The organism is Ruegeria sp. HKCCA6837, assembly GCF_013034475.1.
Classification (GTDB): domain Bacteria; phylum Pseudomonadota; class Alphaproteobacteria; order Rhodobacterales; family Rhodobacteraceae; genus Ruegeria.
Genome location: NZ_WQGD01000002.1, coordinates 106,463 through 130,656, shown reverse-complemented (window position 1 = coordinate 130,656; position 24,194 = coordinate 106,463). Strand labels below are relative to the sequence as shown.

General features: G+C 56.4%; 23 protein-coding genes. 9 read left to right on the top strand and 14 right to left on the bottom strand.

Translation table 11 applies throughout. From position 1 onward, the window contains the following. Window positions 1-4 precede the first annotated feature (4 nt). From GOV91_RS04930 to GOV91_RS04915, 4 genes are all read left to right on the top strand, one after another. Window positions 5-1,054, top strand: coding sequence for a glycosyltransferase family 2 protein (locus GOV91_RS04930; RefSeq protein ID WP_254440595.1), 1,050 nt, complete (start codon window positions 5-7; stop codon window positions 1,052-1,054). A 177-nt stretch (window positions 1,055-1,231) separates the two neighbouring features. Beyond that, entirely contained in the window at window positions 1,232-2,218 is a 987-nt protein-coding gene (locus tag GOV91_RS04925) for a glycosyltransferase family 2 protein (protein WP_171234838.1), read from the top strand. Continuing rightward, the gene (locus GOV91_RS04920) at window positions 2,215-3,915 is read left to right on the top strand and encodes a beta-1,6-N-acetylglucosaminyltransferase (RefSeq protein ID WP_371732266.1); all 1,701 of its coding nucleotides are present in this window, start codon (window positions 2,215-2,217) and stop codon (window positions 3,913-3,915) included. Before GOV91_RS04925 ends, GOV91_RS04920 begins: the two co-directional genes overlap by 4 nt. Before the next feature lie 6 nt (window positions 3,916-3,921). Then, entirely contained in the window at window positions 3,922-5,373 is a 1,452-nt protein-coding gene (locus tag GOV91_RS04915) for a nodulation protein NodH (protein WP_171234659.1), read from the top strand. On the opposite strand, the gene GOV91_RS04910 is transcribed toward GOV91_RS04915, so the two are convergent. The 8 genes from GOV91_RS04910 to GOV91_RS04875 all read right to left on the bottom strand — a co-directional run bounded on the left by GOV91_RS04910 (window position 5,357) and on the right by GOV91_RS04875 (window position 14,597). Continuing rightward, complete coding sequence (locus GOV91_RS04910; RefSeq protein ID WP_171234658.1) at window positions 5,357-5,875, bottom strand: murein L,D-transpeptidase family protein; 519 nt, start codon at window positions 5,873-5,875, stop codon at window positions 5,357-5,359. The two genes, GOV91_RS04915 and GOV91_RS04910, sit on opposite strands and share 17 nt — an antisense overlap. A gap of 60 nt (window positions 5,876-5,935) precedes the next feature. Further along, entirely contained in the window at window positions 5,936-6,721 is a 786-nt protein-coding gene (locus GOV91_RS04905; protein ID WP_171178613.1) for an ion transporter, read from the bottom strand. Between the two features lie 21 nt (window positions 6,722-6,742). Further along, complete coding sequence (locus tag GOV91_RS04900; RefSeq protein WP_171234657.1) at window positions 6,743-7,972, bottom strand: class I SAM-dependent RNA methyltransferase; 1,230 nt, start codon at window positions 7,970-7,972, stop codon at window positions 6,743-6,745. 39 nt (window positions 7,973-8,011) lie between these two features. Next, entirely contained in the window at window positions 8,012-9,844 is a 1,833-nt protein-coding gene (locus GOV91_RS04895; protein WP_171234656.1) for an ABC transporter ATP-binding protein, read from the bottom strand. Next, entirely contained in the window at window positions 9,841-11,679 is a 1,839-nt protein-coding gene (locus GOV91_RS04890) for an ABC transporter ATP-binding protein (RefSeq protein ID WP_171234655.1), read from the bottom strand. The genes GOV91_RS04895 and GOV91_RS04890 overlap by 4 nt, the downstream gene beginning before the upstream one ends. Window positions 11,680-11,870: 191 nt before the next feature. After that, complete coding sequence (locus GOV91_RS04885; protein ID WP_171234654.1) at window positions 11,871-13,025, bottom strand: CCA tRNA nucleotidyltransferase; 1,155 nt, start codon at window positions 13,023-13,025, stop codon at window positions 11,871-11,873. Next, window positions 13,022-13,618 (bottom strand): CoA pyrophosphatase, encoded by a 597-nt coding sequence (locus GOV91_RS04880; RefSeq protein WP_171234653.1) that lies wholly within the window; start codon window positions 13,616-13,618, stop codon window positions 13,022-13,024. Before GOV91_RS04880 ends, GOV91_RS04885 begins: the two co-directional genes overlap by 4 nt. Continuing rightward, on the bottom strand, window positions 13,611-14,597 hold the full coding sequence (locus GOV91_RS04875; RefSeq protein WP_171234652.1) for an Hsp33 family molecular chaperone HslO: 987 nt from the start codon (window positions 14,595-14,597) through the stop codon (window positions 13,611-13,613). The genes GOV91_RS04880 and GOV91_RS04875 overlap by 8 nt, the downstream gene beginning before the upstream one ends. A 76-nt stretch (window positions 14,598-14,673) precedes the next feature. Here GOV91_RS04875 and GOV91_RS04870 point away from each other — a divergent pair, with 76 nt between their 5' ends. Continuing rightward, window positions 14,674-15,120, top strand: coding sequence for an NUDIX hydrolase (locus GOV91_RS04870; RefSeq protein WP_171234651.1), 447 nt, complete (start codon window positions 14,674-14,676; stop codon window positions 15,118-15,120). Here the strand turns inward: GOV91_RS04870 and GOV91_RS04865 are convergent. Continuing rightward, window positions 15,117-16,391 (bottom strand): PP2C family protein-serine/threonine phosphatase, encoded by a 1,275-nt coding sequence (locus tag GOV91_RS04865; protein ID WP_171234650.1) that lies wholly within the window; start codon window positions 16,389-16,391, stop codon window positions 15,117-15,119. The two genes, GOV91_RS04870 and GOV91_RS04865, sit on opposite strands and share 4 nt — an antisense overlap. A gap of 163 nt (window positions 16,392-16,554) precedes the next feature. Here GOV91_RS04865 and GOV91_RS04860 point away from each other — a divergent pair, with 163 nt between their 5' ends. Next, window positions 16,555-16,884, top strand: coding sequence for an Hpt domain-containing protein (locus tag GOV91_RS04860; protein WP_171234649.1), 330 nt, complete (start codon window positions 16,555-16,557; stop codon window positions 16,882-16,884). Here GOV91_RS04860 and ilvA read toward each other — a convergent pair. Together ilvA and GOV91_RS04850 are read right to left on the bottom strand one after the other, a co-directional pair. Continuing rightward, window positions 16,881-18,107: a threonine ammonia-lyase IlvA gene (gene ilvA, locus GOV91_RS04855; protein ID WP_171234648.1), complete on the bottom strand. Its 1,227-nt coding sequence runs from the start codon at window positions 18,105-18,107 to the stop codon at window positions 16,881-16,883. The two genes, GOV91_RS04860 and ilvA, sit on opposite strands and share 4 nt — an antisense overlap. Before the next feature lie 57 nt (window positions 18,108-18,164). Next, entirely contained in the window at window positions 18,165-18,932 is a 768-nt protein-coding gene (locus GOV91_RS04850; protein WP_171234647.1) for a hypothetical protein, read from the bottom strand. A gap of 141 nt (window positions 18,933-19,073) precedes the next feature. Here GOV91_RS04850 and GOV91_RS04845 point away from each other — a divergent pair, with 141 nt between their 5' ends. The 3 genes from GOV91_RS04845 to GOV91_RS04835 all read left to right on the top strand — a co-directional run bounded on the left by GOV91_RS04845 (window position 19,074) and on the right by GOV91_RS04835 (window position 21,098). Continuing rightward, complete coding sequence (locus tag GOV91_RS04845) at window positions 19,074-20,300, top strand: argininosuccinate synthase (protein WP_171178636.1); 1,227 nt, start codon at window positions 19,074-19,076, stop codon at window positions 20,298-20,300. Window positions 20,301-20,332: 32 nt separating this feature from the next. After that, the gene (locus GOV91_RS04840) at window positions 20,333-20,737 is read left to right on the top strand and encodes a DUF1810 domain-containing protein (protein WP_171178866.1); all 405 of its coding nucleotides are present in this window, start codon (window positions 20,333-20,335) and stop codon (window positions 20,735-20,737) included. Between the two features lie 79 nt (window positions 20,738-20,816). After that, complete coding sequence (locus GOV91_RS04835; protein WP_171178639.1) at window positions 20,817-21,098, top strand: SCP2 sterol-binding domain-containing protein; 282 nt, start codon at window positions 20,817-20,819, stop codon at window positions 21,096-21,098. A gap of 2 nt (window positions 21,099-21,100) precedes the next feature. Here the strand turns inward: GOV91_RS04835 and GOV91_RS04830 are convergent, their stop codons facing one another. The 3 genes from GOV91_RS04830 to GOV91_RS04820 are packed head-to-tail and all read right to left on the bottom strand — an operon-like array spanning window position 21,101 to window position 24,185. Next, complete coding sequence (locus GOV91_RS04830; RefSeq protein WP_171178641.1) at window positions 21,101-22,027, bottom strand: 3-hydroxyacyl-CoA dehydrogenase NAD-binding domain-containing protein; 927 nt, start codon at window positions 22,025-22,027, stop codon at window positions 21,101-21,103. Next, entirely contained in the window at window positions 22,027-22,767 is a 741-nt protein-coding gene (locus GOV91_RS04825; RefSeq protein WP_171234646.1) for an SDR family NAD(P)-dependent oxidoreductase, read from the bottom strand. The genes GOV91_RS04830 and GOV91_RS04825 overlap by 1 nt, the downstream gene beginning before the upstream one ends. Further along, entirely contained in the window at window positions 22,767-24,185 is a 1,419-nt protein-coding gene (locus tag GOV91_RS04820) for a gamma-aminobutyraldehyde dehydrogenase (protein WP_171234645.1), read from the bottom strand. The genes GOV91_RS04825 and GOV91_RS04820 overlap by 1 nt, the downstream gene beginning before the upstream one ends. Window positions 24,186-24,194: the final 9 nt, after the last annotated feature.

Below are 24,194 nucleotides of genomic sequence, written 5' to 3'. Positions count from 1 at the left end.
TAAATTGACCTTCAGCGCGTTACAAAAGCTGCCCAAGATCGGCTGGCGGCAAAAGTATCAGCTGCGCTGGAAACGTCGGCGGCTTCTGTGGCGATCCTTTCGCAGCCGGAACCAGTTGACCTGCCTGAACGATCGGACCGGCAAGATCCGCGCTGGTGACGTGCTGGCTTTTACCACTCTGCGCAACGAAATGACCCGCCTTTCCTGGTTTCTTCGCCACTACCGCCAGTTGGGTGTGCGCCACTTTCTGGTCGTCGACAATGGCAGCGATGACGGCTCGGCAGAGTATCTCTTGGATCAACCAGATGTTTCTGTCTGGCAAACCTATTCAAGCTATCGGGGATCACGATTTGGTCTGGATTGGCTGACTTGGCTCCAGATGCGGCATGGACACGCGCACTGGTGTCTTATGGTCGATGCGGATGAGCTGTTGGTTTATTCCCATTGCGATACCAGGCCGCTACAGGATTTGACAGCCCGGTTGGACCAACAAGGCCGGGTGGGTTTTGGCGCGTTGATGCTGGACCTCTATCCCAAAGGTCCGTTGGGCCGTGACACCTATGATCCGGATACCGACCCAACAAATCTGCTGTGTTGGTTCGATGCGGGGCCATATCGCGCAGAACGACAAAGCCCAATTGGCAATCTGCGGGTTCAAGGCGGCGCAAGGGAACGGATGTTCTTCGCCCAGACGCGGCAGCGCTCTCCCACTCTGAACAAAATCCCCCTGATGCGCTGGTCGCGGCGATATGCGTATGTGAACTCATGCCACTCGGCCCTGCCGCGCAACCTGAACGCAGCTTACGACGGGCCCGGTGGAGCGGCGCCTTCGGGGGTGTTGCTGCACACAAAATTCCTGCCGGAGATTGTTGAAAAGTCCAAATCGGAAAAAGAACGACGCCAGCACTTTCATGATCCAAGCCAATTTGCGGCGTATTATGACGGGGTCATTAATCAGCCGGTCATGTGGACTCCACAATCAGTCCGTTATGCTGGCTGGAAACAGTTGCAACAAATGGGGTTGATGCCTGGCGGGGATTGGGGCCTACAATGAAAATACGACAGTCAACCGCACGTTTACACTTTGTCGGTTTAAAAAAGTTGCCTCAGAAGATGCAAAGGTGGCATAAACCGGTAATGCCTTGTCGTGCCAACTGCAAAGACGAGGTCGGGAAAGCTCGCGTCATAATAAAGGTTGGGCAGTCACGTGAGCCTGTTTGAATCCTACAAAATGCGATTGCGGCGCAAGCGCCGTATTCTGCGCTGCCTCAGACGACGCCGTGAGCTGAAACCCGCCAGCGTCAACACATCGGCCATCCGACACGACGACATTCTTCTAATGAGCGTTGTCCGGAACGAAAAAATCCGCCTGCCGTTTTTCCTGGAATACTACCGCAAACTGGGCATCAACCACTTTTTGTTCATCGACAACAATAGCGATGATGGAAGTTTCGAGTTCCTGAAAGAACAGGCCGACGTGTCAGTTTGGCGAACGACAACCAGCTACAAACGCGCAGGCTATGGCCTGGACTGGTCGAACTACATTCTGCGAAAATACGCGCATGGACATTGGGTTCTGACCGTCGATCCGGATGAATTCTTCATCTATCCGTTTTGCGACACCCGCCCTATACGCGCATTGACGGACTGGTTGGATGGCAGCGCCGTGCGCAGTTTTGGAACCATGCTGATCGACATGTACCCCGAAGGTCCGGTAGATGCAGAACCCTACCGCGAGGGGCAGAACCCGTTCGAAATCGCGCGCTGGTTCGATCCCGGGAACTACATGATCACCAAGAACCCGGATTATAAGAACCTGTGGATTCAAGGCGGTCCTAGAGCGCGCGTGTTTTTTCGCGAAAACCCCTCCAAAGCGCCTGCGTTGAACAAGATTCCCCTGGTGAAGTGGGATCGGCGCTATGTCTATGTCAGCTCGACCCATTCGCTTTTGCCGCGGGGTTTGAACCAAGTTTATGACGAGTGGGGCGGGGAAAAAGCCAGCGGGTCGCTGCTTCATGCCAAACTGATCGACACGCTTGGCGACAAAGCGCGCGAGGAACTGCAGCGCGGTCAACATTACCGCGGATCAGGTGAATACAAAGCCTATGCCGCGCAGCTTGAGGAAAAACCCGTTTTCTGGTGCCAATGGTCCGAGGCTTACATCAATTGGCGACAGCTTGAGATTCTGGGCCTTATGTCCAAGGGGAATTGGGCGTGAGTAGCCTGGGCATCGTCATGCTGGTCCATACTTCGCTGGACCGGGCCGAGCAGGTGGCGCGCCATTGGACGGCTGCGGGATGTCCGGTTGTGGTGCACGTGGATCGCAAAGTCCCGGATGGCACTTACGTCCGTTTTGTCGCATCCTGCTCGAACGATCCCAGTATCGTTTTTTCTGAACGTCACCGGTGCGATTGGGGCGGCTGGGGCATCGTCGCCGCCTCGCAAAGCGCATCCGAATTGATGCTTGAGCAATTTCCCGACGTTCGGCACGTGTTTCTGTCTTCAGGAGCATGCCTGCCCCTGCGTCCTGTTCAGGAGCTAATCGATTACCTGGCTGAACGGCCCCGCGTGGATTTTATCGAAAGCGCAACGACATCCGATGTCAGCTGGACCATGGGCGGTCTGGATCATGAACGGTTTACCCTGCGGTTCCCATTCTCGTGGCGCAAACAGCGCAAGCTGTTTGACACCTATGTCAGGCTACAGCGTGCCGTGGGGTACCGCAGACAAATTCCAGATGGTTTGGTGCCTCATATGGGCAGCCAGTGGTGGTGCCTGACCCGCCAGACACTCTCAGCCATCCTTCAAGATCCCAAACGCAAACAATACGACAAGTATTTCCGCCATGTTTGGATTCCGGATGAAAGCTATTTCCAGACCCTTGCACGACAATATTCGACGCATATCGAAAGCCGATCCCTGACTCTGTCCAAATTCGATTACCAGGGCCGTCCGCATATTTTCTATGACGATCACCTGCAATTGCTGCGACGCTCGGATTGCTTTGTTGCCCGTAAGATCTGGCCTCAGGCCGAACGGCTGTGTCAGGCATTTCTGACGGACCAGACCAGTGCCATGAAACCGGCTGAGCCCAATCCCGGCAAGATCGACCGCATCTTCTCGAAAGCGGTGGAACGGCGGACGCGAGGACGCGACGGGCTTTATATGCAAAGCCGCTTTCCACGGCACGGCAGCGAAAACGGCCTGACATCTTCGCCTTATTCTGTATTCCAGGGATTTTCCGAGCTGTTTGAGGATTTTGAATCCTGGCTTGTGACCACCACGGGAGCAAAAGTCCATGGGCACTTGTTCGGACCTGATCGCGCCGAATTTGCACAAGGGGAAACCATCACAAACGGCGCCCTTAGCGACAGTGCAACTTTACGGGACTACAACCCCACAGCATTCCTGTCGAACCTGATCTGGAACACGCGGGGGGAACGGCAGTGTTTTCAGTTCAGCCCAAGAGACACGCAAGAGATCAACTGGTTTTTGGCGCGCGACAAGAACGCCCAGATTTCGGTCATCACCGGGGCCTGGGCAATTCCATTGTTCCGTTCAAACCTCAACTTCTCGGAGATCCGGTGCGAAGCGGCTCGGTTGCAGCAGATTGAAACCAAGCAGCTTGAGGTTCTGACCTCGGTCTGGACCAAAGCCCGCATGCGCAGTTGGACCTTGGCCGATTTCATTGAATCGCCGATGGATCCGTTACAGACGATTCTGGATGAGATCGGCGCACATCAGGCCAGCCACTTGACCGAAGTGCCCACCATGGTCGATCTGACAGGTTTCGGGAAGTTCCTGCAAAATCTCAAGAACCAGGGTATGCACCCCTATCTGATGGGTGATTTCCCGTCTGACGATGTGTTTGGTCGGCAGACAAAACCTTTCCGCAAACCCTATCTGGTGCAGTGACGGCCAATGGCAGCCAAATATGATTACTTTGTTGTGCTGGCGGCCATGCGCACTGGGTCGAACCTGCTGGAGGCAAACCTGAACGCGCTTGACAGCGTGACCTGCCATGGCGAGGCGTTTAATCCCCATTTTGCCGGGAATCTGCAGTCAGATACACTGCTGGGCCTGACGCTGGAAGACCGGGACGCGGATCCGATGAAGCTGCTGAAAGCCATTCGCACAGCACCCGGTGACATCAACGGGTTCCGGTATTTCGAAGAACACGATCCGCGCATTCTGAAGCCCGTGTTGAATGACCATCGTTGCGCAAAGATCATACTGACCCGCAACCCTCTGGACAGCTACCTGTCCTTGAAGATCGCGCGGACCACACAGCAATGGCTGCTGAAGAATGTTAAACGCCGCGTCGATGCCCAAGTCACCTTTCTTGCACAGGAATTCTTGGATTATCTGGAACAGATCCAGAGCCATCAGCACATGCTGCGGCGACATTTACAAAAGACAGGTCAGAGCGCTTTTTTCATCTCCTATGAAGACCTGACTGAAATGGACGTCCTGAACGGCCTAGCCGAATGGCTGGGGGTCAAAGCGCGACTGACCCGGCTGGATGACACGCTGAAACCGCAAAACCCGGCGCCCGCAGTGTCAAAAGTCACAAATCCTGACGACATGGCGCGTGCGCTGGCGGATGTCGACCAGTTTGGGCTGCATCACACCTCTCGATTTGAGCCGCAGCGCGGTGCCGCCGTCCCGCAATACGTCGCGGCACCAAAGTCGGCCTTGATGTATTTGCCCATTCGTAACGGATTAGAGCCTGTTTTAAACCAATGGCTGGCCGATTTGGACGGCGGTAAGACTGGTGATTTAATCACCGATCGCAACCGCAAACAGATCCGCGCCTGGTTGAGGAACCACACCGGTCACCGAAAATTCACAGTCCTGCGCCATCCGTTGGCGCGGGCGCATACCGCGTTTTGCCAACACATTCTAAGTACTGGACCTGGCAGCTACAAAATGGTGCGTAACTATCTGCGGAACCGACTAAAGGTGCCGATTCCAGGGCAGGTGCGGGACACCAATTATTCTGTCGCGCAGCACCGTGATGCGTTTTTAGCTTTTCTCGGCTTCCTACGTCTTAACCTCAACAATCAAACCCCAATCCGCGTTGACGGGACATGGTGCAGCCAATCCCGGGTTCTGGACGGGATTTCCGGTTTCCTTTTGCCAGACCTGATCCTGCGGGAAGAAGACCTGACCACAGCGCTTCCAGCGCTTGCACGAGATATCGGTCATTCAAACCCGCCAAAGCCCAGCACACGCGCGCCTGATGAACCGATTACGCTGGACCAGATCTATGATGCTGAGCTAGAGGCGCTGGCAGAGGACGTCTACCAGCATGACTATGAGGTGTTCGGGTTTGGAGCCTGGACCCCGGTGGCGCCTAGGGACGCAAAGTGATTAGCGTGCCTTTGTTGACCATCGCATAGATCTCTTCAATCTCGTAATTCTTGACAGCGATGCATCCTGCGGTCCAATCGGGTGTTTTCCGCGCGCGCTTGAGCTCTGACCGAAGATTCGGCTGGCCGTGAATGAAGATATCACCACCCGGATTAACGCCTGCTGCCTTGGCCTGAGCGATATCCTGGGAGTTGGGGTAGGAAATACCTAACGACAGGTGATAGCGGCTTCGCGGATTCCTGCGGTCAATCAGATAGCTGCCCTCTGGCGTGCGACCATCCCCTTTTTTGGTTTTGGTGCCTCGTGGCGCAAATCCCAAATCCACATCGTATTCTCGCAAAACCTTCTCATGATGCAGCAGATAGAGTTTGCGTGCGCCTTTGTTGACCACCAAAGAGGTCACTTCGGGCCCATCATAAGTCAAAAATCTTGGGCCAGCTTTGGCACAAGCCGTAAGGCTCAGCGTTGCCATAGCCCCCAATCCGAATGCTCGACGATCCATTTTTCACTGCCTGCTCTGTTTTTTGGAGATTAATATGCCAAAAACCTTGCGAAACGGAAATCACTTTTTGCTGTTCATCTGCTCGGCCAGACGGCGTTCGATGCTTTCCAGCCGTTCGAGCACTTCGTCGCGATAGGCATCGGTTTTAACCTCGTCCTCGGCATGGTGTGCGTCCTGCATCGAGTTCACAATCAAACCCACCAACAGGTTCACCACGGCAAAAGTCGTGACCATGATAAATGGCACAAAGAACAGCCAGGCGTAGGGGTATACCTCCATCACAGGGCGGACGATGCCCATGGACCAGCTTTCCAACGTCATGATTTGGAACAAGGTATAGGCCGACAGGCCCAGATCACCGAACCAGGCGGGAAATGACACCGAGAACAGTTTGGTCGAGATTACCGCGCCGATGTAGAACAGGATTGCCATCAACAAGAAGACACTGGCCATCCCGGGCAGGGCCGAAATAAAGCCTTCGACCACGCGGCGCAGGCGGGGCGCCACGGAAATCACGCGCAACACCCGCAGGATCCGCAGGGCACGCAGCACGGAAAGACCACCAGCACTGGGGACAAGTGCGACACCCACGATCAGGAAATCGAATATATTCCAACCGCTTGTAAAGAATCTGCGCCCGGTCGCGATCAGCTTTATTGTGATCTCAGCCACGAAGATGGCAAGGCACAGCTTGTCCAGCGTGACAATCAGCGGTCCTGCTGCGTTCATCAAAGTGGGTGATGTCTCCATCCCCAAAAGAATTGCGTTGAAAATGATGACTGCCGTGATGAAACGCCCGAAAGCCGGGGCTTCGATGATGGTCAGCAAACGCTGTTTGACACTCATGTGTCGCGATCTCCTGTCTGGTCAAGATGCGGCGTTCAGGACAAAGCGCGCAGCAAGTTCCGTGTGTGACGACCACCGAAATTGGTCAACGACCTGTACCCATTCAAGGGTGTAGCCTGCGTTAACAAGGATTTTTGCGTCCCGCGCAAAGCTCACCGGGTTGCAGGAAACATAGGCAATCACTGGTCGACTGGCTTGAGCCAACTCCTCCACCTGCGCCTCGGCTCCGGCGCGGGGCGGGTCTAAAACAATCGCGTCAAAGGCCTTTAGTTCATCAGTCATCAATGGACGACGAAACAGGTCGCGGGCCTCAGTTGTTACGCGTTTCAAACCCTGCGCTCTGCGCCAGCCCTGATCCAGCGCCTGAACCATTGCGGCCTCGCCTTCCACAGCATGAACTTCGGCTTTTTGGGCCAGGGGAAGCGAAAACGTACCGCTACCTGAAAACAGGTCGACGGCGCGCTTTGCACCCTCTGTTGCCTCCAAAACCGCCTGTAATAGAGCCTGTTCTCCGTCCTTGGTCGCTTGCAAGAACGCACCGGACGGCGGAGTGACGGCGGCTCTTCCAAACCGCTGAACCGGCGCCTGTCGCATAGCGATCACTTCACCGTCCCAACTCAGCCGCGCCAACCCGTGTTTCTCGGTCGCTTGAGCCAGCGCCAGTTCCAGCGGACCGTCCAAGGGTTTGCCGCCTCTAACAGCTACATCCAATCCGCCTTCGGAGAGTGTCAGTGTCACCGCCAGAACACCCTTACGGCTTCCACCCAGAACGGCCAGCGCCTCGGCCACAGGAATGGCCGCGGTCAACTCGGGGTCCAACAACCGGCAGTCGGGGATTTCCGTGATCGTGTCCGACGCGCGACCATGAAACCCGGCCAACGTACCTTTCTTTGTACGCCTTACGGCGACCGTCGCACGCCGGCGCGACTGTTCGGGTGACGTGTGTATCGGGCGCATCGGCGCATCCAGACCCTGCGCAGCCAACGCGGTGCGCACAATTTCAAGCTTCCAATCAGCTACAAAGGCGTCAGACGCGTGCTGCAACTGGCACCCGCCGCAGGCTTTGTAGTGGCGACACGGCGCCTTGACCCGATCTTCGGATGGCGTTTCCACCCGGATATCGGTCAGCACTTGACCCGTCAAAGTGCCGCTTACGACCTCACCTGGTAGAGTGCGCGGGGCATAGACGGGGCCATCGGCAATACCATCGCCCTGATGGCCGAGCCGTGTGATTGTGAATCGCTGCGTCATGAAGGGCCTGATAGCCGGGCTTTCAAGTCAACAAAACCCTTATTCAGCAGCTTCCGCCTGAATAAAGCCGCCAGATTGACGATGCCAGAACCGCGCATACAGACTGCCCTGATCCAGCAGCGTCTCATGTGTTCCGCTTTCGACAATCCGCCCCTGGTCCAGGACAACGATCCGATCCATCTCGCTGAGGGTGGACAGCCGGTGTGCAATGGCCAGAACGGTCTTACCCTCCATTACCCGATGCAGCGCGGTCTGAATCGAGGCTTCGACCTCGGAATCAAGTGCCGAGGTTGCTTCGTCCAGAACCAAAATCGGCGCGTCCTTCAGAATGGCACGGGCCAAAGCGATCCGCTGACGCTGTCCGCCGCTGAGTTTTACACCCCTTTCGCCCAGATGAGCGTCATAGCCTTGGCGACCGTTAGCATCCTCAAGGCTGAGGATGAATTCATGCGCCTCGGCCTTTTTCGCAGCGGTTATCATCTCATCCTCGGACGCATCCGGGCGACCGTACAGGATGTTTTCGCGCGCCGAACGGTTGAACATTGCTGTTTCTTGTGTGACCATACCGATCTGGCGGCGCAGGCTGTCTTGTGTCACCTGCGACACGTCCTGCCCGTCAATACGAATAGCGCCACTTTCCCTGTCATAGAGTCGAAGCAGCAAGGACACGAGCGTCGACTTACCCGCGCCCGAGGCGCCGACGATACCCAGCTTTTCGCCGGGTTTTATAGTCAGGGTCAGATCTGTAACACCGCCTATGTCCCGACCATAAGCAAAGCTGGCATTTTCGAATGAGATTGATCCGTCGTGCACAACCAGGTCTTTTGCGTCCCCCGCATCCTCGACCCGGTCACGCTTGGCCAGCGTTTTCATCCCGTTTTCGATTTCACCCACATTGGCGTAGAGGCCCATTAGAGTGAAACTGACCCAACCCGTCATTTGCGCAATCCGGATTGAGACGGCACCTGCTGCCACTATATCCCCTGCGGTCGCAATGCCGATTTGCCACAACCAAAGCGTCGCACCCAGCAGCAGAACCGGCAAAACACCAGCCAACGTCATCAGGATAAATCGAAAACTGGCCGAAAGCTTACCGAAATCCAGCGACCGTTCGCGCAGTTCCACCATCGAGTCGCGCGCAGACTGATCTTCGAAAGCGGAATGTGCAAACAACTTAACCGTCTTGATGTTGGTGATCGTGTCAACCACCTGCCCCGAAACCATCGCCCGCGCCCCGGCCCGCGCGGCAGAGCGTTGACGGATGCGCGGCAAATACCAGCGCACAAGCAGGAAGTAGACCACGAGCCAAGCGGCAAAAGGCAGCATCGCAAGCGGGTGAATAGACCCTAACAAAAGCAAAGACCCCACAAGAGACGCCAGGGCAAATACAATGGCGCTGATCGTTTCTGACACGACCGAAGCCATCGCGTTCGACGTTTGCATCTGCTTCTGTGCGATGCGTCCAGCGAAATCATCGTCGAAATACGTCACCGACTGGCCCAGCGTCCAACGGTTCAACTTGGCCAACACCAAGGGTGTGATGTTGGGCATGACGATGTAATTGTTCGAAACCGAAGACAGGCCAAACAGGATCGGACGCACCAACATAAAGAAAGCGATCGCGCCGAAGATCATCCACGTGTTATGCACGGTCAAAAAGTTTTCCGGACCGCTAGACGTTGCCACGTCGATCACGCGGCCCAAAATCCAAGCCGTGCCCGCCTCCATCGCGCCGGCTGTGGCCGAGAAGAAAGCTGCAACAAACAACATCGGCCAGGCCCCGGACAGACTCCAGCGAATGAACGCCCCCAACGTCTGTGGTGGGGGCGTTTCAGTGGTTTTGAACGGTTGGATGAGGTCAGCAACCCTCATTCCGCGGCCTCCGGATTCATGAAGCCACCAGATTGCCGCGCCCAGAACTGCGCGTAAAGGCCACCCTGCGCCAACAGGTCGGAATGGGCACCTTCTTCGACGATGCGGCCATCATCCATGACCAAAATGCGGTCCATCTGCGCGATCGTGCTGAGCCTGTGTGCGATTGCGATCACGGTTTTACCTTGCATCATGCCGTAGAGAGTTTCCTGAATTGACGCTTCAACCTCGGAATCTAGGGCGGATGTCGCCTCATCCAACAACAAGATTGGCGCGTCCTTCAGGATCACCCGCGCCAACGTCACGCGTTGCCGCTGACCACCGGACAGCTTCACGCCCCGCTCGCCTACATGCGCGTCGTACCCCGTGCGCCCTTGCGGGTCTTGCAGGTCAAGGATGAACTCATGCGCTTCGGCCTGCTTGGCGGCGGCGATCATCTGATCCTCGGTCGCATCAGGGCGGCCATAAAGGATATTGTCCCGCACCGACCGGTGCAGCAAAGCGCTATCTTGCTGAACCATGCCGATATGACTGCGCAGGCTGTCCTGCGTGACATCTGCGATGTTCTGCCCGTCAATCAGGATCGCGCCCCGCTCGACATCATAAAACCGTAATAGAAGCTTAACTAGGGTCGATTTTCCAGCACCGGACCGACCGATCAAACCGATCTTTTCGCCGGGTTGGATGGTTAGGTTGATGTGGTCCAAACCACCGGCTTCGCGACCGTAGTGGTGCGACAGGTCGCGGATATGGATCTCACCCTTGTTCAGTCGCAAGGGTTTCGCAGCGGGCGCATCCAACAGATCAATGGGTTGGGCAATCGTCTCCATCCCCTCGGCCACGATACCAAGCTGGCGGAAAAAGCTGGTCAGCGCCCACATGATCCATCCGGTCATGGCGTTCAGACGAAGAGTCAGTGCGGTGGCAGCCGCAACGACACCAACCGAAGCGGTGCCTTGCATCCACAACGCAATTGCCCAACCAACAACGCCCACAATCAGCATGCCGTTCAAGGTGACGAGAACCGCATCCATGATCGTAAAAATCCGCGTCTCGATCTGGAAAGTTCGGCGGGTTTCTTCAATCGCCTCGCGGGCATAGTCCAACTCTTGCGGACCATGGGCGAACATCTTGACGGAATGGATGTTGGTATAGCTGTCCACAACCCGACCCGTCACAGTCGAGCGCGCATCTGAGGCCGCTTTTGACGCCGGACCGACACGCTGCACCGTCCAGCGCACCAGCATCGCATAAAACGCAAACCAGATTAGCAAGGGGATCAACAAACGCGAATCCGCTGCGTACAGCAAGATCGCCGCACCGATCAGATAGGCTAGCGAGAAGGAAATCGCATCAAAGACCTGAAACACCACCTCGCCTGCAGCAGGAGGCGTTTGCATGATCCGGTTCGCAATCCGCCCGGCAAAATCGTTTTCGAACCAGCCAACCGATTGGCGCAGCACATGTTTATGCGCGCGCCAGCGGATCAGCGTCCCAAAGTTAGGCAGGATCGTGTTGTTCAACAGAAGTACGTCGATCAGATGCAGTAACGGACGAAGCAGCAGAACAAACGCCGCCATCAATAACAGCTCTGTCCCGTGGTTCTGCCAGACTTCTGCAGGAGATCCGCCCAGCAGGTCGACAACGCGGCCCATATAATAGATCAACCCGATTTCGACCCCTGCGACGACGACAGAAATCAGTGCGGCCCAGACAAACACCAGGACGAAAGGCCGCGAATAATCCAACATGAACGGCCACAACTTGGTTGGTGGCGCGTCGGTCTCTTTGTAGGCGACAAAAGGGTCAACAAGATTTTCGAAATAGCGAAACATGGAGAGTGCTCCGATTGAGCTTAAATGTAGACGTGCGAAGAAGAATGGCGCCTGAACACCACCCTTTACGGGGCAAGTGTTCTGGCTTTAGCCGAACCAGATCCCGTAATACATTCGCAGTCCTCCATCCATGTGACAGTCGCACGTAACCACAAACGTGTTGGTTTGTCATCCCCTTTTGAGACTTAGCGCTAACTTGCCAGCAACTCCTCGCGCGACAACGCAAAGCCGGACGCGATCCAGCGGCTCTCAAGCTCGGCCAGTTTCTGGCCCAGCGCTGGTCCTGTGAAAGCGGGGATCAGATCCTTGGCTTGAATTGGGAAACGGGCAGCCGCGCCTTTATGCAAGTCATGCCTGAAGGCTTCGGACCAGGGTTGTTCCAGAAAAGCGCAACGCAGAAGGGTCTCGTGCAAACCGCCTTCGTCACCGTAGCGGTAACCCAGCTCGGCCACGCTGGTGGTGGCTTGTGCCTCGTTACGCATACGGGTCAGACGTTGCAATTGCGAACGGCTCAATCGCAATGTCGCTGCGTCTTCAGGCGTGGCGATGGCTGCCAGCCGTCGCACCGGATCGGGATCAGCACCCGCCGCCTGTTCGAGCGCAACAAGAGGCGCAAGGGATCGGTCGTTTGCGCCCGGCAACAGCTGCGCCAAGACACCCGTGCTGCGCATTGTTGCAATTGCAGGGGCCGGATCGGGCGCTGCCAGTAGTTTCAGCAGTTCCGCCCCGACCCGTTCGCGCGACAGTGATTTCAACCCGTTAAGATTGGCACCAATTGCGGAAAGCGCATCTGGGTCGAACCCAGCCTGTGGATCACCATACCAAGCGTGAAACCGGAAATATCGAAGCGAGCGCAAATAATCTTCGCGTATACGATTCTCGGCCGTTCCAATGAACCGCACCCGTCGCGCCTCAAGATCGGGCAACCCTTCAAGCGGATCCAACACAGTGCCATCTGGCTGCGCATAGATTGCGTTCATGGTGAAATCGCGCCGGGCCGCGTCTTCCTCGACATGATCGGAAAACGCAACAACAGCGCGCCGCCCGTCGGTTTCAACATCTCGACGGAAGGTCGTGATCTCGTGCGGGATACCGGCGCTGACGACCGTGATCGTACCGTGGTCAATACCCGTTGGAATAGCCTTGAGCCCTGCAGCCTGCGCCATCTCAACCACCTGCTGTGGTCGCGCGTCGGTAGCAATATCGATATCCGAGACAGGTGCGCCCAAAAGCGCGTTGCGCACACAGCCACCCACAAAAAGTGCCTGCGCACCAGATGCAGTAAGGGCGGCGCATACCTGTTGGGTCGCTGGTTCACTGACCCAAGGCTCGTTTATCTGCATCATTCATTCACCCGTGCTGCAAGCCCGCGCAATATGCGAGCCGTCGCGCCCCAGATATAATAGGGGCCGAACGGAACTGTGTAATATCTGCGTTTCTGACCGCGCCAGCGACGCGCCTCAACCAGATAATTCTCGGGATCTAGAAGATGGGCAAGAGGCGTCGAGAAAACCTCATCCACCTCGCCGGGTTCGGGCACAGGTTTGAATGTGTCACGTACGACTGCAACCACGGGTGTAACGTTGAAAGAGGTGACGGTTTCATGCATGGGAAGAAACCCCAGAACCTCTGGCATATCGGGTGGAAGTCCGATCTCTTCTTGTGCTTCCCTTAAAGCCGCCGCCGTGACATCGGCATCCGTTTCATCCTGTTTGCCGCCAGGAAAAGCGATCTGACCGGGGTGATGCTTCAGCGCCGAAGATCGTTTGGTCAGGATCACCCGAGGCGTGTCATAAGCCAAAGATATGGCCACGAGAACACCGGCAGGACGCAGCCGCCGCCCGGGCGGCAGAACGGTATCGGGGTTCAGGTCAAAATCACTGGACCCGTGACCGGGGCGGCGCAAGGCCGCCCGGATCTGTTCAACCGGATCATGCACCTTTGCTGTCTTCAGCTTCAAAGCCCACAGTTGCCGGATCCAGCACGTAATGCGCACCACAGAATTGGCAATCAGCCGTGACCAGACCTTCCGGCGTTGTCATCTTTTCGATGTCCTTCGCCGAATAGATCGACAAGCTCTGGCGCACCCGGTCCTCGGAACAGGTGCAGCCAAATTGAACCGATTGCGCGTCATAAACACGCGGCTGTTCCTCGTGGAACAGACGAACCAATAGATCGGTCGGAGCAACCGAAGGGCCGATCATTTCCAGATCCTCGACAGTATCCAGCAGGATATTGACGCGGCCCCAGTTCTCACCCTCTTCGCCGTCCACCAAATCGCTTGCTGTCAGGATCTCGCCAGTACCTTCACCAGATGCTGCAAAGGGCGAGGCTTTCGGCATGTGCTGCAACATGATGCCGCCGGCGCGCCAATGCTCGCCCACGCCAGGCTCGGTCGATTTACCAAAGCTCAGCGAGAACCGCGTCGGCAACTGTTCGGATTGCGCGAAATACGCCTCGGCACATGCGCTCAGCGATCCGCCCGCCAAGGGCGTTATACCCTGGTACGGCTGCGTGCCTTCGCCCTGGTCGATCATGATAGCGAAATACCCTTCGCCCACCTGATCAAAAGGTGCGGCGTCGGTCAGCCGGTCGTTGTCAAAGCTGGCATAGGCTCGAATTTGGGCAGGCTGGCCTTCTTCTTGCGGCGCGTAATAGTCGGTCGCGATCATGCGGACCGCGCCTTTGGACTGCACCTGCAACGACAACTTCCAGCGTAGCGCAACGGTCTGGCCGATCAACGCGGTCAGCAAGGCCATTTCAGCCACCAGCGCTTCGACTTGCTGAGGATAATCGTGCTGCTTCAGGATGCCATCCAGCACGCCATCCAGACGGGCCACGCGGCCGCGCATGTCGGATGCATCAAGTTGAAAGGGCAGGACGGTGTCGTCCCACGCGATTTTTGTTCCAAGAGACATGGGGTTTCCTTACACGCCACAGGTTGGCATACCGGCACCATATAGGTCGTACAGATTGGGTTTTAAGGGGCCATACATGATCAGACGGTTTGGTGAAACCCCCCAGGCAGGGCAGAAATACACACTGCGACCGGGAGTGTACGTGCTTTTGCCTCGTGGACGATCATTGTTAGTGACATGGTATGACGACGGCCTCAACCCAGAGCTGCAACTGCCGGGCGGAGGCATTGATCCGGGCGAATCGCCAATCACGGCCCTTCACCGCGAGGTTTACGAAGAAACCGGTTGGCTGGTTGCCAACCCACGTCGCGTCGGCGCCTTTCGCCGCTACGCGTATATGCCCGAATACGATCTGTGGGCGGAAAAAATCTGTATGATCTATCGCGCGCGTCCTGTCCGCCGCATCGGACCGCCAGCCGAGGCGTTTCACGAAGCACGATGGATAGATGCGTCAGACGCGATTGAAAAGCTTGGCAATGACGGCGATCGGCATTTTGCCAAGCTGCACCTTTGGTCGCTTTAAGGGCCGTTATATTCGAAGAACACGGCCGAGACGTCATCCCCTATCCCCTCTTTGGGCGACATCACCTGCGTCAGTCGCCAGAACATGTCATCCAGAAACTCGGACCCGCCATGTTCCGTAACGCAATGTTGTGCCATCTCCTGCAAACCGTTTTCGTCCAACAGACCGCCATCGGCCAAGGGGCATTCGGTAAACCCGTCGGAATACAGCAACAGCTTGTCCCCGGGCTGCAATTTTGTCTCGATCTGATGAAAGCCTGCGTCCTCGATCAGTCCGACAGGTAAACCGCCGTCGCCCAAAAACTCACTACTGCCATCCTTCCGCAACAAAAGAGGGTGCGGGTGCCCGGCCTGCACCATCTTCATTAGACCGTTGCGCAGGTCGACGATGGCATAAACCATCGTGAAATATTCTTCGATCCCCGTATCCGCCATCAGCCTTGAATTGAGCGTTTTGGCGACATCCTCGGGCGGTAAAAGTGCGTAGAACTTGTTAAACCGTTGTTCCATAGCGACGTTCTGATCAAAGTGCTTACTGGACAGATAGCTGCCCAACCGGGCCGTCATCATGGCCGATGTGATCCCGTGGCCGGACACATCAATGCTGTAGAACCCCAACCGATTCACGCCGGGCGAGAACATGCCAACAAGATCGCCGCCAATATGTCCGCACGGTTTCAGCAACAGGCTGACCCGCGAGTTGCCAAAGTCGCGCATTAGTTCAGGCACCAGCGATTCCTGAATCTTACGCGCCTGCATCAAATCCTTGTCGATAGCGTCATGCGCCAGCTTCAGCTCTTCCAGCGCGGATTCAATCAGCCTGTTTTTCTGCGAAAGTTCGCGCTGCATATCTAAAATACGCGCTCCGGCAGAGATACGCGCGCGCAGTTCATCCGCCTCCAAAGGTTTGATGAGGAAATCATCAGCCCCGGCATCCAGACCTCGGGCGACTTCTTGCTTTTCGCTCTTGGACGTCAGCAGAATGAAATAGCTGTATTGGTCCGAATTCAGCGCGCGGAACGCGCAGCAGAACTCCAGACCACTCATCCCCGGCATAACCCAGTCGCTAAGAACAAGATCGGGCGGGTCTGTCTGGCAAAGCTCCAACGCGGCCTCGCCGGTATCGGCCTCGACCACATCAAACCCCCATTTCCTGAGAGAGGCCACCAGGATGCGCCGCTGCAAACGGCTGTCATCCACAACCAGCACCTTGCGGATCGCGCCGAAGTCCAGATCTGATCTGGTGTCCTCAAGACTCGCCCTTGGTACCATTTACACTCAGCTCTTACAAAATTGACCGGTCAAAGAGACCCTAGCGTCTGCGGGCTTAACATCCGGTGAAGACCCGACTCACGTTCAAATGGTGCCCTTAACCTGGTTTTTACCAGCCGTGGTTTAACCAGAACCTTGAAGGTTAAATGGCAGGTATCTCACAATGATCCACTGGGACAGAGTCAGGCAATTGCGGGACGAAGTTGGCCCAGATGAATTTGACGAGGTGGTCGAGATTTTTCTGGAAGAGGTGCAAGAGGTTATCGCGCGTCTGCATCACGATACCAACCGAATCGAATTGGAACAGAACCTGCATTTCCTGAAAGGCAGCGCTCTCAGCCTTGGGTTCGATCAATTCTCGAAACTCTGCCAGGATGGCGAACGGCAGGCCGCGGCAGGTCAAGGCGTAGAAGTTGATCTGCCGGCCCTGCTGGCGCTTTTTTACAGCTCGAAACTCAAGTTCGAAGCAGAGTTGCAACAGAATCTCTGCTAGATCACAAACTGCGCCAGGGTCTCGTCCTCGGTGATGTCTGTATAGGTGAACCCGGCCTCATCCAGATGCGCAAACAGGCGCATGAAGTTTTCAGGTTTGCGGGTTTCAATCCCGATCAGGACCGAGCCGAAATTGCGCGCTGATTTTTTCATGTATTCAAAGCGGGCGATGTCGTCTTCGGGGCCAAGAATACCAAGGAACTCTTTCAGCGCACCCGGGCGCTGCGGCAGGCGCAGGATAAAGTACTTTTTCACCCCCGAGTAACGCTGCGCGCGTTCTTTGACCTCGGGCAAACGTTCGAAATCGAAATTACCGCCGGACGTCACGCAGACTACGGTCTTGCCGCGCACAAAGCTTTGGACGTCACCCACCGCCTCAATCGCCAAAGCCCCAGCCGGTTCAAGCACGATGCCTTCGACATTCAACATTTCAATCATGGTGGCGCAGATACGGTCTTCGGACAGAACCAACACATCCGACAGGTGGCGCGATTTCAGCAAATCGAACGGTTTCTCACCAATTCGTCCGACCGCCGCGCCATCCACGAAGGTATCCACATGATCCAGCGCAACGGGATGCCCTGCCGCCAATGCAGCACGCAGACATGCGCCCCCAGCGGGCTCGACAAACAAGCAATGACTGCGATCCCCGAACCACGTCGCCACGCCCGAGGACATGCCGCCACCGCCCACCGGCAACACGACATGATCTGGCACCCCGCCCAGTTGCTCTTCGATCTCAACCGCCAATGAGGCCTGACCTTCGATCACATCCGCGTCGTCGAACGGTGACAGGAAATGCCCGCCCTGCTGCGTGCACCACGCTTGGGCAGCGGCCAGCGTGTCATCGAAATAGTCTCCGGTCAGGTGAATCTCGATATTTTCGCCGCCAAAGATACGAGTCTTTTGGATTTTCTGCTGTGGCGTCGTGACCGGCATGAAGATCACGCCCTTGACCCCCAGATGCTTGCACATGAAGGCCACACCCTGTGCGTGATTGCCCGCGCTGGCACAGACAAATAGGTCCTGCCCCTGCTGCTTGCGCATCGCGTTGAACGCGCCGCGAATCTTATACGACCGCACCGGGCTCAGGTCTTCACGTTTGAGCCAAATGTCCGCGCCATAACGGTCGGACAGATGGGCATTCCGCTGCAAAGGCGTTGCAGGAAACACAGAGCGCATCGCTTGTTCTGCGGCGCGGGCGCGGGTCATGAAATCAGTCATGTCCGCCTCACTGCCGTATCACCGCGATAAGGGCAAGGAATACATATGTGTACGGGCTCAGGACAGCTGGCGCTTTTCGAAAAAGACACCGTACATGGTGGTAAAGATGCTGACATTGATCATCGGAAGGATGAGCGTGCCGAAAAACACGGTCAGCAACACTCCCACAACCGGAATAATCGCCAGAGCGGTGAAAACCAATTGCACCAGAACCTGGAACAGGAACGCAACAACCAGCAACACCAAAATAGAAGGGCCGACGCCAGTTGTGTTGCTCCAAGCGTCTTTTAGTGAGATCGGGCTTCCAATTGCAGCCGCCGGAAGAATTATGGAAAGGCGGAAGAAGCAAATGACCAGAAAAACCGTGTAGGAAATCAAAACAATAAGGGAAAGCAACGCAAGGCTTTCGCCCAGAACCGCAACAACCAAGCTCATGGGGATAAATGCGATTGCCATTAGAATTCCCAGCATGAGAAAACGACCGAAGTAGGCTAGAATCCTGTCGAAACGGAATGTTGGAAGCACTCCCGTAGGATACTCTTCTAAAAGGATGAAGCGGTGCCATGACACGGCAATCCAGAACATGGTGCCCAACAACACTACCAGCAGGACGAACATAAAGATCAAGATTGACCCGGCAGTCGTGCCCGGAGGTAATTCGCCAGCATTTTCGTCAAGCGCCTCAAGCGGAATACCAAGGGCCAGAAACAAAGCCACAATTGCGATAGTCGCAATCACCGCAGGCCCAACCGTGATTTGCAGGACCTGTTTCAGGTTACCAAACACCATCCGCACTGAATGAACGAAAATTTGCCATCCCAACATCCGAAAACTGCCCCTTCAACCAAACATTGTTTTAATTGCGTATGTTTCACCCCAATTCCCGCTCTGCGTCAATCCACACAGCTTGCCCCCGAGTTCAAAACCCGTTAGGGGCCAATCGTTCTACGCATAAAGGGAAGTCAGATGTCCGCGCCCAAGAAAGTTGTTCTGGCCTATTCCGGTGGCCTTGATACCTCGATCATTCTGAAATGGCTGCAGACCGAGTATGGTTGTGAGGTCGTGACCTTCACCGCCGATCTGGGTCAGGGTGAGGAGTTGGAGCCCGCCCGCCAAAAGGCTGAACTGCTGGGGATCAAGCCCGAGAACATCTATATCGAGGACATCCGCGAAGAGTTCGTGCGCGACTTTGTCTTCCCGATGTTCCGCGCCAATGCGGTCTATGAAGGGCTGTATCTATTGGGCACGTCGATCGCGCGCCCTCTGATCTCGAAACGCCTGGTTGAGATCGCCGAGGCCACCGGTGCCGATGCTGTTGCGCACGGCGCGACCGGCAAGGGCAACGATCAGGTTCGCTTTGAACTGGCAGCTTACGCCCTGAATCCCGAGATCAAGGTGATTGCGCCCTGGCGTGAATGGGACCTGACCAGCCGCACCAAACTGCTGGAGTTTGCGGAACAGAACCAGATCCCGATTGCCAAGGACAAGCGCGGCGAGGCTCCGTTCTCGGTCGATGCGAACCTGCTGCACACCTCGTCCGAGGGCAAGGTTCTGGAAGACCCTGCCGACATGGCGCCTGACTACGTCTATCAGCGCACCGTCCATCCCGAGGATGCGCCAAACGAGCCCGAGTTCATCGAGATCGGCTTTGAAAAAGGTGACGCGGTCAGCATCAATGGCGAAGCGATGAGCCCGGCCACCATCCTCACCAAGCTGAACGAATATGGCGGAAAGCACGGCATTGGCCGTCTGGATCTGGTCGAAGGCCGCTTCGTGGGCATGAAGTCGCGCGGCATCTATGAAACACCCGGCGGCACCATCCTGCTGGAAGCGCATCGCGGGATCGAATCCATCACCATGGACCGCGGCGCGATGCACCTGAAAGACCAGCTGATGCCGCAATATGCCGAGCTGATCTATAATGGCTTCTGGTATTCGCCCGAGCGTGAGATGCTGCAAGCCGCCATCGACAAATCGCAAGAGCATGTCACCGGCACCGTTCGTGTGAAACTGTACAAGGGTCTGGCCTCGACCGTAGGCCGCTGGTCGGATCACTCGCTGTACTCCGAGGCGCACGTGACCTTTGAGGAAGACGCTGGTGCATACGATCAGACAGACGCAGCCGGTTTCATCCAGCTGAACGCACTACGCCTGAAACTTCTGGCCGCACGCGACAAGCGTTTGTCCAAGTGATCGACGAAGACGATAACGACGACGAACTCGATATGTTCATTGAGGCGCAGGACACGGTTTGGGCCGATGTCCTGCGTGAATTGGAACAGGGGCAGAAAACCAGCCACTGGATGTGGTTTGTGTTTCCGCAACTGGCCGAGCTGGGCCAATCTCATATGGCGCAGCTTTACGGCATAGAAGATCTGGACGAGGCAACGAGCTATCTGAACCACCCTGAACTGCGCCGTCGGCTGACGGAAGCAGCGTCGCTGATGCTGTCGCACAAAGGGCGAGATGCGGCTGACATTCTGGGTGGGGTTGATGCAAAGAAGCTTCGATCTTCGATGACGCTGTTTTCTTCTGTCGCGGATGCTCCGGTCGAATTTCAGGCTGTTCTCGACGCCTTTTACGATGGTCAGGCCTGCGATCGCACAACGCAGATGCTTGGTGCGTCATAAAGCCAAGCTCCCGTTGGGTCAGCCTTGCCTGCGCGCCGTCTGACCCTTTACGCATTCGGAAACTGCGAAAGGAACCCGGATGCTTGAAGACATCGCTGATGGAATTCAAAAGGGCCTGAACGGCAAAACCTTTGATGGCTCGTTGAAATTCGACTGTGGCGCAGACGGGGTGATTGTTCTGGCCGACAATCAGGCCACGACGCAGGATCAGGACACGGATTGCACCATCCGTATCTCACAAGACAACCTGACCAAGCTGCTGACAGGGAAACTGAACCCGATGACGGGTGTCGCTATGGGCAAGCTCAAGATTTCGGGCAATATGGGCGTCGCGATGAAGCTGGGTCAGCTGCTCGGCTAAACTCAGCGCAATTCTGCAATGGATTTCTGCATTGCCAGAATCAACGCGTCCCGTTGCTCGGACAGCTCGGCTTGGGTTTTCCCTGCGGCCTCAGCCATCACACCTTCTGTAAGCTGCTGGGCGACATCATCAGTCAAATAGACCTGACCCAAATCATCCCACCATCCATTGAACGTATCGGTGAAATGGTCGCAAAAGGCTTTCAACCCACCCTTGCCAGCGCCGAGGTTGAATAACATGGTCGGCCCCATCGCCGCCCACCTTACACCCGGTCCTGCCCAGACGGCTTTGTCCACATCTTCGACCGACGCAACACCCGACACCACAAGATGAATGGCTTCACGCCACAAAGCAGCTTGTAACCGGTTTGCTACATGGCCGGGCACCTCTTTGTTGACCCGGATCGTGGTCTTACCCACGCTTTCATAAAACGCCTGTGCCGCATCAACCACACCATCGGAAGTTTTCTCATTCCCCATCACCTCAACCAGCGGGATTAGGTGCGGTGGGTTGAAGGGATGCCCCAAAACAAAATGCGACGGGTCAGACCATCCAGGCTGCATTTGGCCAAGTGTTAGACCCGATGCAGAGCTGGCGACGATTGCGCCCTTGGACAAAGCAGGCTCAATCTCGGCAAAGGTTGCATGTTTTATCTGCAAACGCTCAGGCACATTTTCCTGAACAAATCCCGCATCAGCCACTGCGGCAGCAGCGCTGGAATGAAACGTGATGGCGTCCGGGTTTCCATTCTCCGTCAAGCCCAGCGCACCAAGGGTCGACCATGCATTCTCTACATACTGGCATACTTTCCTTTCGACGTTCGGGTCAGGATCAAAGAGGGCAACAGAACGCCCGGATGCCAGAAAAAGAGCTGCCCAACTAGCGCCAATGACGCCTCCGCCCAAGCAGGCCGTGTGCTGTATTTCCATCAGAACAATCCCGGGTTCAAAGGTGAAGCTGCTGTCATACCACCATCCACGGTGAAAAGCTGACCTGTGGCAAAGCTTGCCTCATCCGAAGCCAGCCAGACCGCCATGCTCGCAATATCCTCGGGTTTCCCAAAACGACCTGCAGCATGGCGGGCAATCGCATCCTTGTGCGCGGCATCAGGGTCATTGGCCAACTCGAACGCGGCGTCCAGCATTCCTGTTTCAATCCATCCGGGGCAAATCGCGTTGCAGCGGATCTTTGGCCCGTGATCGACCGCAATAGAACGGGTCAAGCCATGCACAAATGCCTTGGACGCGTTGTAAAGCGCCATGGACGGATCAGCGGTATTCCCTGAAATAGAGCCTATATTAATGATCGCAGCGCCCTCATCCATCCGCGGTATGTAAGCCCGGCACATATTGAAGACGCCCTTGCAATTGGTGCCAATCACAGCGTCCCAATCCGCGTCCGAACTGTCTGGAACAGTCTTTTCGACCTGCACACCAGCATTATTCACCAGAATGTCGATGCCGCCTGCGGCCTCGGCCAACGCTTCGACAGCGTCCGTGTCCGTGACATCCAGCGGATACCAGATGATGTCGTCAGCCAACCCATCAGGCCGCGCCCCGCGTCCACATGTCGTCACTGTCGCGCCTTCACGGCGAAAGGCTTCGACTATTCCTCGGCCGATTCCTTGCCGCCCACCTGTTACAAGCGCTCTTTTCCCAGCCAACCGCATCAGTGTGCCACCATCACATGGCGCACGGACGTGTAAGCATCCAGCGCATAAACCGACATGTCACAACCCGTGCCTGACCCTTTCATCGCTGCCCAGGGCATTTCCGCTGCCGGCATTCCGTGCGTATTCACCCAGGTCATGCCGTACCGCAGCTGCGCCGCCATCTTCATCGCGGTCGAGACATCCTTGGTCCAGACAGACGACGCCAACCCGTACCGCCCCGCGTTTGCAATCCGAAGGGCGTCGTCCGCCTCGGTAAATCGCGACAGAGTCACGACCGGGCCGAACACCTCGCTGCACGCGATCTCAGCGTTATTATCCACATTTGCGACAACGGTCGGCTGATAGAAGAACCCTTCCCCTTCACCAACCTTGCCGCCTACGGCGATTTCAGCGCTGCTGCGGGCGCGATCGACGAACCCGGCGACCCGGTCGCGTTGGGCGGCTGATACGATAGGCCCCATTTCTGTACCATCTGCCTTTGGCGCACCGATCCTGATCTGAGCAACCTGATCGGCGACAGCAGCAACCACTTTGTCATATACATCATCCTGCACCATCACCCGACAGGGCTGAGCACAATCCTGACCTGCGTTGAAGAACGAACCGTATCGGATCGTCTCGGCCACGGCGTCGATATCAGCATCATTGAACACGATGACCGGTGCCTTGCCCCCAAGTTCCAGATGCACATGGCGGATCTGGTTGGATGCCGCCCGCATCGCGGCCATTCCGGTCGCAGGAGAGCCGGTGATTGAAATCCCTTCAATCCGTGGGTCATTGATCAGGCTGTCACCAACCGACATGCCCCGACCATGGACCACGTTCAACACACCTTTGGGCAGTACATCTGCCAGCAACTCTGCCAGCCGCAGCGTGGCCAGCGGTGTGACTTCGGACGGTTTCATTACTATGGTGCAGCCCGCCGCCAGGGGCGCAGCGATCTTCCATGCTGCCATCATAAGCGGATAGTTCCACGGTGCGATGGACGCCACAGGGCCAATAGGATCCTTGCGGATCATCGATGTGTGGCCCGCCGCGTATTCTCCGGCCACTGACCCGCTTATCGCGCGTGAGGCACCGGCCATGAAGCGGAAAGTGTCGATGGTCAGAGGCATCTCTTCATCGCGGGCCATCGGCCACGGCTTGCCGACGTCCAGTGTCTCTAACTCGGACAATTCATCTGTATTTTCTTCCATTACATCCGCAATCGTATGCAGATATCCCGACCGCTCGGCGGGCGTGACAAGCCGATAGGTGTCAAAGGCTTCATGGGCAGCACGTGTTGCGGCTTCGATCTGCTCGGGCGTTGCCTCGGGCACATGGGTTACTGTCTCGCCGGTGGATGGATCCAGAACGGGCAGAGCATCGCCCTGACCCTCAACCATCTCTCCGTTAATAAGCATCTTCGTCTGCATATCTTTCCC